The sequence below is a fragment of the Agromyces larvae genome (assembly GCF_022811705.1).
Taxonomy (GTDB): Bacteria; Actinomycetota; Actinomycetes; order Actinomycetales; family Microbacteriaceae; genus Agromyces; species Agromyces larvae.
In genome coordinates this window covers 1,874,839-1,888,657 of sequence record NZ_CP094528.1, presented here as the reverse complement: position 1 = coordinate 1,888,657, position 13,819 = coordinate 1,874,839, and the positions used below count along the sequence as shown (strand labels likewise).

The 13,819-nt window shown below is 72.6% G+C and carries 17 protein-coding genes and 1 tRNA gene; 10 read left to right on the top strand and 8 right to left on the bottom strand.

The window, feature by feature from the left end:
• Positions 1-26: 26 nt before the first annotated feature.
• Positions 27-299: a multidrug ABC transporter ATPase gene (locus MTO99_RS09015; protein ID WP_243558539.1), complete on the bottom strand. Its 273-nt coding sequence runs from the start codon at positions 297-299 to the stop codon at positions 27-29.
• A 105-nt stretch (positions 300-404) separates the two neighbouring features.
• On the opposite strand from MTO99_RS09015, the gene MTO99_RS09010 reads away from it, so the two are divergent.
• Together MTO99_RS09010 and MTO99_RS09005 are read left to right on the top strand one after the other, a co-directional pair.
• Positions 405-785: a cold-shock protein gene (locus tag MTO99_RS09010; protein ID WP_243558537.1), complete on the top strand. Its 381-nt coding sequence runs from the start codon at positions 405-407 to the stop codon at positions 783-785.
• Complete coding sequence (locus tag MTO99_RS09005; protein ID WP_243558535.1) at positions 778-1,458, top strand: DUF3027 domain-containing protein; 681 nt, start codon at positions 778-780, stop codon at positions 1,456-1,458. The genes MTO99_RS09010 and MTO99_RS09005 overlap by 8 nt, the downstream gene beginning before the upstream one ends.
• On the opposite strand, the gene MTO99_RS09000 is transcribed toward MTO99_RS09005, so the two are convergent.
• Both MTO99_RS09000 and serC read right to left on the bottom strand, forming a co-directional pair.
• The gene (locus MTO99_RS09000; RefSeq protein ID WP_243558534.1) at positions 1,416-1,697 is read right to left on the bottom strand and encodes a DUF2530 domain-containing protein; all 282 of its coding nucleotides are present in this window, start codon (positions 1,695-1,697) and stop codon (positions 1,416-1,418) included. The genes MTO99_RS09005 and MTO99_RS09000 overlap by 43 nt on opposite strands.
• A gap of 5 nt (positions 1,698-1,702) precedes the next feature.
• Entirely contained in the window at positions 1,703-2,818 is a 1,116-nt protein-coding gene (serC, locus tag MTO99_RS08995) for a phosphoserine transaminase (protein WP_243558532.1), read from the bottom strand.
• Between the two features lie 91 nt (positions 2,819-2,909).
• On the opposite strand from serC, the gene MTO99_RS08990 reads away from it, so the two are divergent.
• The 4 genes from MTO99_RS08990 (at position 2,910) to MTO99_RS08975 (ending at position 7,401) form a co-directional block, all read left to right on the top strand.
• Positions 2,910-3,602, top strand: coding sequence for an iron-dependent transcriptional repressor DtxR (locus tag MTO99_RS08990; RefSeq protein ID WP_243558530.1), 693 nt, complete (start codon positions 2,910-2,912; stop codon positions 3,600-3,602).
• A 254-nt stretch (positions 3,603-3,856) separates the two neighbouring features.
• Positions 3,857-4,777, top strand: coding sequence for a C40 family peptidase (locus MTO99_RS08985; RefSeq protein ID WP_243558528.1), 921 nt, complete (start codon positions 3,857-3,859; stop codon positions 4,775-4,777).
• A gap of 368 nt (positions 4,778-5,145) precedes the next feature.
• Positions 5,146-5,640: an HNH endonuclease gene (locus MTO99_RS08980; protein ID WP_243558527.1), complete on the top strand. Its 495-nt coding sequence runs from the start codon at positions 5,146-5,148 to the stop codon at positions 5,638-5,640.
• 129 nt (positions 5,641-5,769) lie between these two features.
• Positions 5,770-7,401: a CHAP domain-containing protein gene (locus MTO99_RS08975; protein ID WP_243558525.1), complete on the top strand. Its 1,632-nt coding sequence runs from the start codon at positions 5,770-5,772 to the stop codon at positions 7,399-7,401.
• Between the two features lie 60 nt (positions 7,402-7,461).
• Here the strand turns inward: MTO99_RS08975 and MTO99_RS08970 are convergent, their stop codons facing one another.
• On the bottom strand, positions 7,462-8,478 hold the full coding sequence (locus tag MTO99_RS08970) for a lactonase family protein (RefSeq protein WP_243558523.1): 1,017 nt from the start codon (positions 8,476-8,478) through the stop codon (positions 7,462-7,464).
• 115 nt (positions 8,479-8,593) lie between these two features.
• On the opposite strand from MTO99_RS08970, the gene MTO99_RS08965 reads away from it, so the two are divergent.
• Together MTO99_RS08965 and MTO99_RS08960 are read left to right on the top strand one after the other, a co-directional pair.
• Positions 8,594-8,665, top strand: a tRNA-Arg gene (locus MTO99_RS08965).
• 65 nt (positions 8,666-8,730) lie between these two features.
• Positions 8,731-9,240: a GNAT family N-acetyltransferase gene (locus MTO99_RS08960; RefSeq protein WP_435520818.1), complete on the top strand. Its 510-nt coding sequence runs from the start codon at positions 8,731-8,733 to the stop codon at positions 9,238-9,240.
• Here the strand turns inward: MTO99_RS08960 and MTO99_RS08955 are convergent.
• The 3 genes from MTO99_RS08955 to MTO99_RS08945 all read right to left on the bottom strand — a co-directional run bounded on the left by MTO99_RS08955 (position 9,197) and on the right by MTO99_RS08945 (position 10,416).
• Positions 9,197-9,904 (bottom strand): TMEM175 family protein, encoded by a 708-nt coding sequence (locus MTO99_RS08955; RefSeq protein ID WP_243558521.1) that lies wholly within the window; start codon positions 9,902-9,904, stop codon positions 9,197-9,199. The genes MTO99_RS08960 and MTO99_RS08955 overlap by 44 nt on opposite strands.
• 69 nt (positions 9,905-9,973) lie before the next feature.
• On the bottom strand, positions 9,974-10,252 hold the full coding sequence (locus MTO99_RS08950; protein ID WP_243558519.1) for a hypothetical protein: 279 nt from the start codon (positions 10,250-10,252) through the stop codon (positions 9,974-9,976).
• Positions 10,249-10,416 carry a hypothetical protein gene (locus MTO99_RS08945; RefSeq protein WP_243558517.1) on the bottom strand — a complete coding sequence of 56 codons (168 nt, stop codon included), beginning with the start codon at positions 10,414-10,416 and terminating at the stop codon, positions 10,249-10,251. Before MTO99_RS08945 ends, MTO99_RS08950 begins: the two co-directional genes overlap by 4 nt.
• Positions 10,417-10,577: 161 nt before the next feature.
• Between MTO99_RS08945 and MTO99_RS08940 the strand changes: the two genes are divergently transcribed.
• A complete protein-coding gene (locus MTO99_RS08940; RefSeq protein WP_243558515.1) occupies positions 10,578-11,651 on the top strand; it encodes an ATP-dependent DNA ligase in 1,074 nt (357 codons plus the stop codon).
• Positions 11,652-11,983: 332 nt separating this feature from the next.
• Here the strand turns inward: MTO99_RS08940 and MTO99_RS08935 are convergent, their stop codons facing one another.
• Positions 11,984-12,490 carry an Lrp/AsnC family transcriptional regulator gene (locus tag MTO99_RS08935; RefSeq protein WP_243558513.1) on the bottom strand — a complete coding sequence of 169 codons (507 nt, stop codon included), beginning with the start codon at positions 12,488-12,490 and terminating at the stop codon, positions 11,984-11,986.
• Positions 12,491-12,626: 136 nt separating this feature from the next.
• Between MTO99_RS08935 and ald the strand changes: the two genes are divergently transcribed.
• On the top strand, positions 12,627-13,736 hold the full coding sequence (ald, locus tag MTO99_RS08930; protein ID WP_243558511.1) for an alanine dehydrogenase: 1,110 nt from the start codon (positions 12,627-12,629) through the stop codon (positions 13,734-13,736).
• The last annotated feature ends 83 nt before the right edge of the window (positions 13,737-13,819 follow it).

The window sequence follows — 13,819 nt, the reverse complement described above, 5'->3', positions numbered from 1 at the left end:
GCGGCGAGTTCGAGCATGGCCGCTCGTCAGGCCGATCCCCGTGACTCGCGCGCCCGCCGGACGCCGTTCACGATGAGGAGTGCGATGAGCAGCAGGAACCCGATCGGCAACCCGAACCACGGCAGCATCACGACGAACGGCCAGATGCCCTCCTGCAGCCAGTCGGGCCGATTCGCGTTCACGAGCGTGCCGATCATCACCGCGAAGAAGGCGACGATCGAGAGGCCGACGGTGCCGGCGACCATGTACGCGAGGATCCGCTCGCTGCGGTGTTCGACGACGGGACTCTGGGAGGACACAACACCAAGGATAGGACAGGGCGCGAACCCCGCGCCCGCCGTAGACTGGGGGTCGGGCCGGTGCGATCCGGCGTGCCCCGAAACAAGCGAGCGAGGTTCCATACGATGCCCACCGGCAGGGTCAAGTTCTACGACGAGGAGAAGGGCTTCGGCTTCATCAGCACCGATGACGGCCAGGAGGTCTTCCTTCACGCGTCCGCGCTGCCCACCGGAGCCACGGTGCGCAGCGGCACACGACTCGAGTTCGGCATCGCCGACGGCAAGCGCGGTGCGCAGGCGCTGTCGGTGCGCGTGCTCGAAGCGCCGGTGAGCCTCACCAAGATCAACCGCCGGTCCGCCGACGACATGGCCGTCGTGGTCGAAGACCTCGTGAAGTGGCTCGACGCGGCCGGCACCGACCTGCGCCGGGGCCGCTACCCCGACAAGGCGCGCGGCCGGCAGATCGCGGCGCTGCTGCGCAAGGTGGCGGACGAACTGGATGCCTGAGCCCGAGGAGTCCGTCGCGACCGACGACGCGCAACCCGCCCCGGTGGCCGATGACGTGCTGCTCGCGTCGGCGGCGCTCGCGCAGCGTGCGCTGCTCGAGGTCACCCCGCCCGAGACGGTCGGGTCGGTGATCGGCCACGTGGTCGAGGGCGAGCACGTGCTCACGCTGCTGTTCGCGGCCGATCTCTCGGGGTACCCGGGGTGGCACTGGAGCGTGACGCTCGCGCGGGTCGAGGGCGCCGAGCCGACCGTGCTCGAGACCGAGCTCATGCCGGGCGACCGGGCGCTGCTCGCGCCCGAGTGGGTGCCGTGGTCCGAGCGTCTGGCCGAGTATCGCGCCGCCCAGGCGGCGGCCGCCGTCGGCGCGGCCGGCGATGACTCCGGATCGGCCGAGGGCGATCTCGACGACGGCGACTTCGGCGACGCCGATCTCGACGAGGGTTCCGACCCGGCCGACGCCGATGAGGGCGACGAGTTCGATGATGACGACGCCGACGACGACTTCGGCGACGAGGATGCGCACGAGTTCGACGGCATCGACATCGACGTGCTCGACGAATCCGACGACCCGTTCGAGGTCGGCGCACCGGTCGAGGTCCACGCATCGGTCGAGGGCGGCGAGGATCCCGATCAGTCCGAGGTCGGCGCCGAGCCCGAGGCATCCGTCGACTGACGCCGCCGCCGTCGCGAGACCTGCACGACGACGAGGCCGGCGAGGCCGAGCGCGACCCCGACCCAGCAGGTGACGCCCACCCAGCCCAGGCCGGCCGACGCCAGCGCACCCGCGAAGATCAGCGACGCGACGAGCGCGAGCGCCCAGAGCACCGTGCCGGCCAGCAGCGCCTTGCGCGCGTCGGCTCGCGCGGGGGCCGGGTCGGGCCGGCGCTCGCTCTCGCTGAGCCAGAGGCGCACGCGGCTCAGCCGATCCGCTCGAGCACGTAGTCGATGGAGGCGGTGAGGGCCCGCACGTCGTCGGGCTCGATCGCCGTGAAGGTCGCCACCCGCAGCTGATTGCGGCCGAGCTTGCGGTACGGCTCGGTGTCGACGACGCCGTTCTCGCGCAGCACCTTGGCGATCGCGGCCGCGTCGATCGCCTCGTCGAAGTCGATCGTCACGACGACCTGCGAGCGGTGGTCGGGGTCCGCGACGAACGGCGTCGCGACCGGCGACGCCTCGGCCCAGGCGTACAGCAGCGACGAGCTCTCGCGCGTCCGCGCGTCGGCCCAGGCCAGGCCGCCCTCGGCGTTCATCCACTCGAGCTGGTTCTCCATGAGCAGCAGGGTGGCGAGGGCGGGCGTGTTCAGCGTCTGGTTCAGCCGCGAGTTGTCGACCGCGTTCTTCAGCGACAGGAACTCGGGGATGTAGCGTCCGCTCGCCGCCACGCGTTCGATGCGCTCGACCGCCGCGGGCGACAGCAGCGCGAACCAGAGCCCGCCGTCCGAGGCGAAGTTCTTCTGCGGGGCGAAGTAGTAGGCGTCGAACTCGGTCGCGTCGACGGCGACGCCGCCCGCCGCGCTGGTCGCGTCGATCACGGTGAGCGCACCGTCGTCGCCCGCGACCCGGCGCACCGGAGCCATCACCCCGGTCGAGGTCTCGTTGTGCGGCCAGGCGTAGACGTCGACGCCGGCGACCGCCTGGGGCTCGCTGCGGGTGCCGGCCGCCGCGGTGCGCACGTCGGGCGCCTCGAGCCACGGGGCGTTCGCCGCCGCGGCGAACTTCGAGCCGAACTCGCCGAAGGCGCACAGCTGCGCGCGACGCTCGATCAACCCGAAGGCGGCCATGTCCCAGAAGGCGGTCGAGCCGCCGTTGCCGAGGACGACCTCATAGCCGTCGGGCAGGGCGAACAGGTCGGCGAGGCCCTCGCGCACCCGGCCCACGAGTTGCTTGACGGGAGCCTGGCGGTGCGAGGTGCCGAGCAGCGCGGGGCCGACCGCCGCGAGGTGGGCGAGCTGCGACGGGCGCACCTTCGACGGGCCGCAGCCGAATCGTCCGTCGGCGGGCAGGAGGTCGCTGGGAATGACGAGGCTCGGCATGGGCACGATTCTAGTCAGCGGCCGCGCGGCGGCTCGCCCGATCGCCCTCGGATCACGGGTAGGCTGGTCGACGACGAAACGGAGGGGCGGAGTGACCGATCTCATCGACACGACCGAGATGTATCTGCGGACCATCCTCGACCTCGAGGAGGAGGGCATCGTGCCCCTCCGTGCGCGCATCTCGGAGCGGCTCGGGCACTCCGGGCCGACCGTGTCGCAGACCGTCGCCCGCATGGAGCGCGACGGCCTGGTCGTCGTCTCCGACGACCGTCATCTCGAGCTCACTCCCTCGGGCCGCAGCAAGGCCGTGCACGTCATGCGCAAGCACCGGCTGGCCGAGCGTCTGCTGGCCGACGTGATCGGGCTCGACTGGGAGTACGTGCACGACGAGGCCTGCCGCTGGGAGCACGTGATGAGCGAACAGGTCGAGCGCCGGCTCGTCGAACTGCTCGGCGGGCCGACGGAGTCGCCCTACGGCAACCCGATCCCCGGGCTCGAGGAGCTGGGCCTGCCGCCTGCCGAGCGCTTCCTGCACGGCGTGCGCAACCTGCTCGACACGCTCTCCGACACCGATCAGCCCGTGCGCGGCGTGGTGCGTCGACTCGCCGAGCCGGTGCAGTTCGACCCCGAACTGCTGGCCCAGCTGAAGGAGGCGGGCATCGTGCCGGGGGCGACGGCCGAGTTCAGCCCGGCCGGCAGCTACGTGCGGGTGACGGTCGAGGGCGTCGAGGGCGGTCTCGAACTGCCCACCGAGGTGGCCGGGCACCTGTTCATCGGCGACTGATCTCGGCGGCCGATCCGGCTTCGGGCGGCGCCCGGTCTCGGGCCGATCGTCCCGAATCGTGACCGTTCCGTTACCCGGATGTGACATTCGAGGGGTCGTCACGTATCCTCGTTCGAGTTCGCCGGCAGAAGCCAGTCGGCGGGCCGAGGTCGAGACGCCCCTGGTTCCACCGCTCGACCGGGAAACCCGTGAAGCGCCGCAAGGCGAGCCAGGTGGGCCGGCCTCAGGGCCGCGGGCGACGGAGGTACCCTCTTTTGGCTCGTTCCCCCTGGCGCCGCCTCCGCGGCACCGGCCCCCGGCGATCGCTCCGATCGACCGCCAAGGCCGCGAAGACCCGAACCGCCCCCCAGATCCCCCTCGCCCCGGCCGACACCGGGCCCGAATCGCCCGCCGTCGCCGACCTCGGTGCCGCCGTGCGCGCCGGACGCCGCACCGCCGAGGCGACCCCCGCGCTCGCGTCGACCCGGCGGTTGCGCCGCGGCGGCGTCGCGAACGTCGCCGTGATGGCGATCTCGGCCGGCATCGTCGGCACGCTCGCGATCCCCGCGTACGCGTTCGCGCCCGGCAGCAACGGGCCGCAGTTCGCCGAATCGGCCGAGGCCCGTCTCACCAAGGCCAACCCGCAGTCGGTCGAGGTGGCCGAGGACGTGATCGCCGCACCGGTGACCACCGACGGACTCGCCACCACGACGGGCGACGAGATCCGCGCCGCCGCCGAAGCGGCGGCCGCCGCCGAGGCCGCCCGCCAGGCCGCCGAGGCGCAGATGGCGTCGTACGCGGCCGGATACACCGGGCCGTCCGTGAGCGACCTCCTCGCGAACCCGCCGTACCCGTCGTACGACCTCGCCGCGGTGTACAACGTCGCAACGCAGTACATCGGCACCCCGTACGTCTACGGCGGCGCGACGCCGGCCGGCTTCGACTGCTCGGGCTTCGTCATGTACGTGTTCGCGCAGTTCGGCATCTCGCTGCCGCACTCGTCCGCGGGTCAGGGGGCGGCGGGCAGCACGATCGCGGAGTCGGCAGCGGTGCCGGGCGACCTGGTCATCATGTCCGGTCACGACGGCTTCTACGCTGGCGGCGGGATGATCCTGCACGCGCCGTACGAGGGCGCATCGGTGCGCATCCAGCCGATCTGGACGAGCGACTACCGCATCGTGCGCATCGGCGTGTGAGTGCGCATCCTGCGTGAACATCGCGTGACGCGCACGCCGAACGGCGTGCCGGGGGGTTCCGGCACGCCGTTCGCGGTTTAGCCTGGACCTCGACGATCCGAGCCATCCGAGGAGGCGGGCGATGATCCGAGTGCAAGGCATCCATTCCACGGGTGCGCGCGCGCTCTTCGATCAGCGCCGCAGCAGTCAGCCTCGCGGGCAGCGCGACCATCATGCCGACGGGCACCGTTCTCTGGACGGTGCCCGTTCTTCGTCTCCGCAGGGGTCCGTCCCTTCGGCGCGCGTCGCGATATCCGCACCCCGACCCGCTCGGATCGTGTCCTGTTCACGCGGCTGGAAGCCATCCAGCACCGATCGAAAGGCACTCCGTGCGCACACTCGTGCTGAACGCGGGCTATGAACCGCTCGCCGTCGTCTCGTTCAAGCGGGCGCTCCTGCTCGTCATGCACCAGAAAGCCACCGTCATCGTCCGCGACGACGACCACCCGGTCCTCGGCACCAGCGGCCCGTGGGACCGCCCGAGCGTCATCGTGCTGACCCGGTACGTGAGACCGCCGCGGATGGCGCACATCCCGGTGAGCCGGCGCGGCGTGCTGCGCCGCGACGAGCACCGGTGCGCGTATTGCGGCAAGTCCGCGGCGACGATCGACCACGTGCTGCCGCGCTCGCGTGGCGGCCGCGACACCTGGGAGAACCTGGTCGCGTGCTGCCTGCGCTGCAACAACGCGAAGGGCGACCACACGCCGGCCGAGATGGGGTGGGACCTGCGGTTCACGCCGCAGATGCCGCACGGACACGATTGGGTCGTGCGCGGATTCGAGCGACCGCTGCCGCAGTGGGGCGAGTATCTGCAAGCCGCGTGATCGTGACATCGGGGCGTGCGTGCCCTATGGTTGGACGAGTTCGAGGCACCGAGTCCCGCTTCGAGCCGAGTACCGAGCCCCCGCGTCGTGCTGCACCGCGACGCGTCTGTTCCCCCGGAGGTGCAGCTCTTGAGCGGTGACGACATCGGCGGCGCCCAGCCGTCGAGGCGTGATCTGCGCCGCGCCGAGTCGTCGGGAACCCGTGCTGCGGGCGGTGCGCCCGCTGGGTTCTCCGGTCCGACCTCGGGCGCCCACCCCGCCCGCCGAGACCTGCGTGCCACGCCGCCGCCGATGCCGCTGGCATCGCAGCCGGCCGCGCCGCAGCCGTACGCGAACCGGGCGGGCGTCGCCCAGCCGGCCGTACAGCCGGGCCCCGCGCAGCCGGCCGCTGCGCCGCTGTTCTCGCCGCAGCCGACTCCTCCGCGGCCGACCGTGCCGCCGGCGAACCCCGTGCCGCAGGCGAACACCGTTCCGCCCGCTGCGCCGCGACCCGGTTCGGTGCCGAACTTCGACGTGACGCCGCAGCCCCGCACCGCACCGAGGCCGGGCCTCGCGCCGCGCTCGACGGCCGCGCTGCAGCCGAGCGCCGCCGCGGAGTTCGACCTGCTCGCGAAGCCCGAGGCGCCGCAGCCGTCCCCGCACGTCTCGCGGGCCGAAGCTCGTCGTGCCGAGGCCTCGCGGGCGGGCGGCGTCGCATCGGCGCCGGTCGCCTCGCGCGCCGAGCAACGACGATCGGATACCTCGCGGCCGATGCCGACCGCGACGTCGGCGACGTCGGCGCCGTCGACGCCGTCGACGTCGGCGCCGTCGCCCGCCACCGTGCCGGCCGCAGCGCCTGCCTCCGCGGTGCCGTCTGTCTCCGCAGCGTCTGCGTCCGCGGCGGCGCCTGCAACCTCGGCGGCGTCTGCAACCACGGCGGCGTCTGCGTCCGCGGCACCGGCCGCTTCAGCCCCCGCTGCCTCGACCCCACCCGCCGCACCGGCGGCTCCGTCGCATTCCGTCCGTCCCGCCCGTCCCGTCGCCGAGCGTCGGCGGCGCAACGGCCCGGCGAGGGTCTTCGCGACCGTGCTCGTGGTGCCCGCGATCGTCGGCACGGTGGCGCTGCCGGCCTACGCGTTCGCACCGGGCACGGGTGCCGGCGGCCCGTCGAGCTTCTTCCGCAACACGCTCGCCGGAGCGCAGGCGTTGGACGTCTCGATCCTCGCCAGCGAGGGGGCGGTGTCGACCGATGCCTACGCGGTGACGACGAAGGCCGAGATCGACCGCATCGCCGCCGAGCAGGAGGCCGCCGATCAGGCGGCGTGGGCGGCGAGCGTCGCCAACCACTCGGGCGCGTATTACACCCCGGCTCAGCAGGCCGAGGGCGACGACTATCCCTGGTGGGACCAGACGCCCGACGACTACGGCGGCGGGTTGTCTCCGCTGCGGTACTACTTCCGCGAGTGCGTCGACTTCGTCGCGTGGCGCATGAATCGCGACCAGGGCGTGACCTCGGCGCCGTGGAAATGGGACTGGTCGAACCTCGCGTCGGGCAGCGCCTACGCGTGGGCCGACGAGTGGGTGTCGCGCGGCCGGCAGACCAGCAGTGAGCCGATCGTCGGTGCGGTCGCCTGGTTCCCGTACAACCACGTCGCGTACGTGCAGGCGGTGAACGGCGACGGCACGGTCACGATCGAGGAGTACAACCAGAACAGCGACCACTCGTACCACGTGCGCACCATTCCGGTGGGGTCGGCGCTATACCTCTACCCGCCCGCGTAGTCGTGCTCGGCCGAGCACGGCCCGCTCCGCTCGCGCCCGGCAGGACGTGCGGCCGCGCCTTCAGGCGCGCAGCACGCAGGCGGGCGCTTCGGTCGCGATCGACGCGACGACCGAGACCGGCACGCCCGCGGCGTCGAGAGCGACGATCGCGAGCGAGTCCGAGCCCTGGTCGGCGACGACGAGATGGCGCTCGTCGGCGGTGAGCTCGAGGTCGCGCGGGTGGCGGCCTCCGGTCGCGAGCGAGCCGACGTGGGTGAGCGAGCGGTCGGATGCCTCGTAGCGCAGCGCCTGCACGCCGTCGAGATCGCGGTCGCCGACGAGCACGACGCCGCTCCGGGTCATCCGGATCGTGGATGCGCCGAGCCCGCGCGGCGCGACGTCCGGCCCGAGCGGAGCGGTCGAGACCTCCTCGCCGGAGGCGAGGTCGACGACGCTGACGGTGCGGTCCAGCTCGTTCGCCACGATCGCGACGTCGTCGACGACGACCAGGTGCCGCGGGCCGGCTCCGGCGTGCAGCACGAGGTCGGCGGATGCCTCGTGCACGAGCCCGCCGTCGGCGTCGAGCCGCACCACGCGAACCCGGTCGGCGCCCAGGTCGGGCACGAGCACGCGATCGCGGGCGGGGTCGGGCACGATCTGGTGCGGATGCGGGGCCTCCTGCCGGTCGGCGCGCGGGCCGCTGCCGGTGAAGTCGACGGCGGAGACGAGCGCGGCGTCGGCTCCGGCACGGTGGGCCGTCACCCGGCTGCCGGAGTAGTTCGCCGTGAGCGCGAACCGGCCGGTCTCGTCGAACGCGACGTGGCACGGGTCGGCCGCGCCGGTGGGTGCGGTCGGGGCCAGCGGGGCGAGGGTTCCGCCGTCGAGCCGCCACGTCGAGACGAGTCCGTCGGCGAGCTCGTGCACGATCGCGACCGTGTCGCCGCGCCGGGCGAGGAACATCGGGTTCGGGCCGACCTCGACCGGCTCGCCCAGCACGGCCGTGCCGTCGTCGGCGACCTCGAGCCGCCGCACGCCCCGTGCCGCGGCACCCAGTGCACCGATCGTCGACGCGCCGATCCAGAACCTCGTGCCGCTCATGCGTTCCTCTCCCCGGCGCCGGTCGCCGCGTGCCACCCTACCGGGCGCTCCGCGAGCGGCCGTTCGGGCATCGGAGGAAGGCGACGCGTCTGGCCAAGTAGACTCGTACGGCCCCGCCCTCGTAACTCAGGGGATAGAGTGCCGACCTCCTAAGTCGGAAGCGCAGGTTCGAATCCTGCCGGGGGCACGCACGTACCGCACACCCGGCCCCGCGACATCCGCCCGTAACACGGCGGTGGCAGACTCGCCCGGGTGACCGACCTCGCCATTCCCGATCGCAGCATCACCATCGAGCGGGGCGATCTCGCCGACCCGCGCACCCTGCGTCTGCTCGCCGACCACCTCGCCGACATGCACGCCGAGTCGCCGCCCGAGAGCGTGCACGCGCTCGACGTGTCGGGGCTCGCCGCACCGAACGTGACGTTCTGGGTGATCGCGGCCGGCGACGACCTGCTCGGGTGCGTGGCCCTGAAGGAGCTCGATCCGGGCCACGGCGAGCTGAAGTCGATGCGCACGGATGCCGCGGCGCGCGGCCTCGGGCTCGGTGCGCGTCTGCTCGAGCACGTGCTCGACGAGGCCCGCCGTCGCGGGTACTCGCGGATGAGCCTCGAGACGGGTCCGCAGGACTTCTTCCGTCCGGCGCGGCGGTTGTACGCGAAGTACGGCTTCACCGAGTGCGGGCCGTTCGCCGATTACGGGCCCGACCCGTTGAGCGTGTTCATGACGATGGAGCTGGCGGCGGTGCCGGGCGCTCCTCGCTGACGATCCGCGCGACGCGGCGTGCGGCCCAGCGCCCGCTGATCGGGCCGACGACGATGAGCAGCAGCCAGCACCAGCGACCCCATTCCGCGCCCCACAGGTAGGCGACCGGGATCGAGAGCAGGAACACCGCCGGCGTCGACATCGCGTCGATGAGGTTCACGGTGTCGGCCCGTCGGGGGAGCGGGTGCCGCAGCAGCCGGTCGCGGCGCGCGACCAGATAGACGGCGCTCTGCGCCATGACGGCGACGCTGATGTTCACCGCGTAGACGGCGACCGCGAGCGGCTCGTCGGCGGTGGCGGGGTCGCTGATGCCCTGCGTCGAGAACGGGATGAACACGATCAGCGCGAGCGCGACCAGGTTCGCGGTGATCGTGCCGCTCGAGAATCCGGTGAACTCGCTTCCGAGGCGATGGTTCACCCGCCAGAAGACGGCGATCACGATGAAGCTCACCGCGAACCCGAAGAACTGCCAGCCGAGCCCGCTCGTCACCCAGCGCGCCGGCGTCGCCCAATCCTCGGCCGGCGGCGGGTCGATGTTCACGACCAGCAGGGTGAGGGCGAACGCGTAGGCGGCGTCGAAGAACGCGACGGCGCGCGAGAACTCGACGCTGTCGCGGTCGTAGCGGGCGGTGGCGCGCGCGCCGGCCCCCTCGGCTGTGCTCACGCCCCGAGTCTCCCGCGGCGCGCTGACCCAGGCGGTGCGACGCGCCGCCGCGCCGCCCGTCGCCCGAGCTCAGTCGGGCTCGATGCGCCGCCATCCGGCGAGGTAGGCGAGTTCGTTCTCGCCGAGGCGGATGGACCCGACCGGAACGGGCATGCGTTCGAGGTCGCAGAGGTCGAGGATGCGCCGCACCACCGGGTGCGGCAGCGGAGCCGTGGGCCGTTCGAGGATCTCGCGGCGCAGGGGCGATTCCAGCTGCGGCCACCACTGGCCGATCGGCGGCAGCGACGGCGCCGCGGGCGGGCCGGGGCGCGACTCGAGCGGGGCCGGCGGTTCGAGGACGGTGGTCATTGCGCCCGCTCCTCGTGGATGCCCGAGCCGTCGTCGTCGCGGACCACGACCGCCTCGGCTTCGTCGGCCTCCTCTTCGGCGCGTTGGTGCTGTTCGGCGGCCCGTACGGCCTCGTCGGCGAGGTCGCGATCGGGCGTCGGATCGTGGGCGTCGGGTCCTGACATGGCGGGTGCTCCTCATGCTCGGGTCGGTGCGGCGCTCGCGGCGATCGGGGCGCACGGCGCCGACTCCACCACGCTAGGACGATCCGGATGCCGCGGCCAGCCCTTGACCGGGTCGACCCCGACTGCTACCCGCAGGCGAGCGGAGCGACCATGATGGACGGATGGACCTGCCGGTGATGCCGCCCGTCAAGCCGATGCTGGCCAAGTCGGTGAAGGAGATCCCCGACGTCCGCCACGTCGAGCCGAAGTGGGACGGCTTCCGCACGATCGTGTTCCGCGACGGCGACGAGGTCGAGCTCGGCAGCCGCAACGAGAAGCCGATGACCAGGTACTTCCCCGAGCTCGTCGAGGAGCTGCGCCGCAACCTGCCGGAGCGCTGCGTGGTCGACGGCGAGATCGTGCTGGTGCGCGACGGCCGGCTCGACTTCGAGGCGTTGCAGCAGCGCATCCATCCGGCGACGAGCCGCGTGACGCTGCTGGCCGAGCAGACGCCCGCGTCGTTCGTCGCGTTCGACCTGCTCGCGCTCGGCGACGACGACCTCACCGGTCGGCCGTTCCGCGAGCGGCGCCGGCAGCTCGAGGCGGCGCTCGCCGAGGCATCCGACCCCGTCTTCGTCACCCCCTCGACCGGTGACCTCGACGTCGCCCGCGACTGGTTCACCCGCTTCGAGGGCGCCGGTCTCGACGGTGTCGTGGCGAAGCCGCTCGACGGCGCGTACCAGCCCGACAAGCGCACGATGTTCAAGATCAAGCACGAGCGCACCGCCGACTGCGTGGTCGCCGGGTACCGGTGGCACAAGACCGGGCCGATCGTCGGGTCGCTGCTGCTGGGCCTCTGGGGCGACGACGGCCGGCTGCATCATGTGGGCGTCGCGGCGTCCTTCTCGATGGTGCGGCGCGCCGAGCTCGTCGACGAGCTCGCACCGCTCGTCGAGACCGACTGGTCGCAGCATCCGTGGGGTGCCTGGGCCGACCAGGAGGCGCACGCGACGAACCGCATGCCGGGCGCGGTGAGCCGCTGGAGCACCGGCAAGGACCTCTCGTTCGTGCCGCTGCGGCCCGAACGCGTCGTCGAGGTCGCGTACGACCACATGGAGGGCGATCGGTTCCGGCACACCGCGCAGTTCCGCAGGTGGCGGCCCGACCGCGACCCCGAGTCGTGCACGTACGCGCAGCTCGACGCGCCCGACGGCCTCGACCTGGGGGAGATCCTGACGCTCGACCGGGCCCGCTGAGCTGCGAGGCCCGCTGAGCCTGTCGAAGCCCGCTGAGCTGCGAAGCCCGCTGAGCCTGTCGAAGCGGCTCCCTTCGACGGGCTCAGGGGGCGTGCGGTCGAAGCCCGCTGAGCGTGTCGAAGCGGCTCCCTTCGACGGGCTCAGGGGGCTTGCGGTCGAAGCCCGCTGAGCGTGTCGAAGCGGCTCCCTTCGACGGGCTCAGGGGGCGTGCGGTCGAGGCGGCTCCCTTCGACGGGCTCAGGGAGCTTGCGGTCGAAGCGGCTCCCTTCGACGGGCTCAGGGGGCTTGCGGTCGCGGCGGCTCCCTTCGACGGGCTCAGGGAGCGGAGGGGCTCAGAGCACCGTGCGCAGCCCGGGGGTGAGGGCGGTGTGGTGCTCGAACACGAGGTTCGTCTCGGTGAGGGCGACGGCGGGGTTCGCCGACAGGTTCTTCAGCACGAACTGCCGCACGTGCTCGCTGTCGCGCACGCGCACATGGATCAGGAAGTCCTCGGTGCCGCCCAGGAAGAACAGCTGCGCCACCTCGGGTTCGCGGCGCAGGTCGTCGGAGATCTGCTCCATGAGGTGCCGCGCGCCGGGCCGGATGCGCACGCTCACGAGCGCCTGCAGGGTGTAGCCGAGCGCGGCGGGGTCGATCTCGGCGGTGTAGCGGCGGATGACCCCGCGCTCGCGCAGCGACCGCACCCGCGCCAGGCACGTCGACGGCGAGATGCCGACGGCGCGGGCGAGGTCGACGTTCGGGATCCGGGCGTTCTCGTGCAGCCGGGCGATGATCTCGCGGTCGAGGTCGTCGAGCTGCGCCGGGCCGGTGCTGCGCGGTTCTTGCGGTGCATCCGTCATGGCGAGGCATCCTTCTGAATTTTCACTCAGTCTAGGATGCCTCGACGGAATTCTGTGCGGTCGATCTTTCGGATCGGCGAACGAACGCGCACGATGGTGTGGCCCCTTCAGCGAATCGGAAGCGAGCGGAGCACTCATGCACATCGGCGTGCCGACAGAGATCAAGAACAACGAGTTCCGCGTGGCGATCACGCCCGCGGGTGCGCACGCGCTCGCCGCGCACGGCCATCGCGTCGCGGTCGAGACCGGTGCGGGCGTCGGCGCCGGCTACACCGATGAGGAGTACCGGCTCGCGGGCGCCGAGATCGCCCCGAGCGCCGCCGACGCGTGGTCGGCCGAGCTCGTGCTGAAGGTGAAGGAGCCGATCGAGAGCGAGTACCGCTACCTGCGCAGCGACCTCACGCTCTTCACCTACCTGCACCTGGCCGCCGACCTGCCGCTCACCCGGGCGTTGCTCGCGGCCGGCACCACGGCGATCGCGTACGAGACCGTGCAGCTGCCCGACCGGTCGCTGCCGCTGCTCACTCCGATGAGCGAGGTCGCGGGCAGGCTCGCCCCGCTCGCCGGTGCGGCCGAGCTGCTCGCGTCGCGCGGCGGTCGCGGGGTGCTGCTCGGCGGCGTGCCGGGCACCGCGCCCGCGAAGGTCGTGGTCCTCGGCGGGGGCGTGGCCGGCGAACAGGCCGCGGCGACCGCGCTCGGACTCGGCGCCGACGTCACCGTGCTCGACATCTCGCTGCCGAAGCTGCGCGAGATCGACGCGCGGTACGACCACCGCATCAAGACCCTCGCCTCGTCGCCGTACGAGATCGCCCGCCAGGTGCGCGATGCCGACCTGGTGGTCGGCGCCGTGCTCGTGCCCGGTGCGGCGGCGCCCAAGCTCGTCACCGACGAGATGGTCGCCTCGATGAAGCGCGGTGCGGTGCTCGTGGACATCGCGATCGATCAGGGCGGATGCTTCGAGGGCTCGCGCCCGACCACGCACGCCGAGCCGACGTACCGGGTGCACGAGGCGATCTTCTACTGCGTGGCGAACATGCCGGGTGCGGTGCCGGCGACCTCGACCCCGGCGCTCACGAACGCGACCATGCCGTACGCGCTGAAGATCGCCGACCTCGGTTGGCGCAAGGCGCTCGCGCTGGACTCCGCGCTCGCCAAGGGCCTGAACACCACCGACGGCAAGCTGACGAACGAGGGCGTCGCCCGCGCTCACCGACTCGACGCCACGGACTTCGCGCTGCTCGCGTGAGGCGGGGCGCTCGCCCGCACGGGGGAGCGGGGGGTCGTGTGCGAGGTCCGCGGCGATGCTTCCGGGATTCGGGGCGCGGGCAC